The organism is Hydrogenophaga electricum (genome assembly GCF_030160815.1).
GTDB classification, from domain to species: Bacteria; Pseudomonadota; Gammaproteobacteria; order Burkholderiales; family Burkholderiaceae_C; genus Hydrogenophaga; species Hydrogenophaga electricum.
In genome coordinates this window covers 1-676 of sequence record NZ_BSPB01000167.1, presented here as the reverse complement: position 1 = coordinate 676, position 676 = coordinate 1, and the positions used below count along the sequence as shown (strand labels likewise).

The window sequence follows — 676 nt, the reverse complement described above, 5'->3', positions numbered from 1 at the left end:
AGCGCCGCCCCGCCCTGCCCGGCCGCTTCCAGGGCGGCGGCCAGCACCTGCCGCAGCGCCTGCGCGCTGGCCTGCTGGCGCCAACCGAATCCGGCGATCAGCATGGTCACAGCACCCCGCTCCACTGCACCACCGGGCGCGCCGGTTGCCAGCCGCGCAGGCCGCCCAGCGGCTGCGCCTGCGCCAGCGACACCTGCAGCAGCTCGCCGCCGTGTTGCGCGTGCAGTTGCAGCAGCAGGGCTTCGGTTTCCAGGGTCACGCCGTTGACGACCAGGCGGCAACCGGGCCGCCGCACCGCGCACAGGGCGTCGAACAGCGGGCGGTCGAAACCGCCGCCGACAAACACCGCATCGGCCGGTGGCAAGGCCGCCAGGGTGTCGGCCGCGTGCCCGACATGCACGCTCAGGCGGTGCGGCACACCCAGCTGTTCGGCGTTGCGGCGGATGTTGGCGGCCCGCTCGGGCGAACGCTCCACCGCGTGCGACGTGCCGCCGGCCAGGCACCACTCCACCGACACGGACCCGGAGCCGGCGCCCAGGTCCCACAGGCGCTCGCCGGGGCGCGGCGCCAGCGCGCGCAGGGTCAGCGCCCGCATCGGCGACTTGGTGATCTGCCCGTCGTGCGCGAACAGCGCATCCGGCAAGCCGCTGCTGGCCGGCAGGCCGCGCGGGCCGTC

General features: G+C 75.9%; 1 protein-coding gene. It reads right to left on the bottom strand.

All coding sequences use genetic code 11. The features are described from left to right. Positions 1 to 106: 106 nt before the first annotated feature. Positions 107 to 676: precorrin-6Y C5,15-methyltransferase (decarboxylating) subunit CbiT (cbiT, locus tag QQK43_RS23270; RefSeq protein ID WP_284309650.1), on the bottom strand; the 570-nt coding region annotated here is incomplete at its 5' end.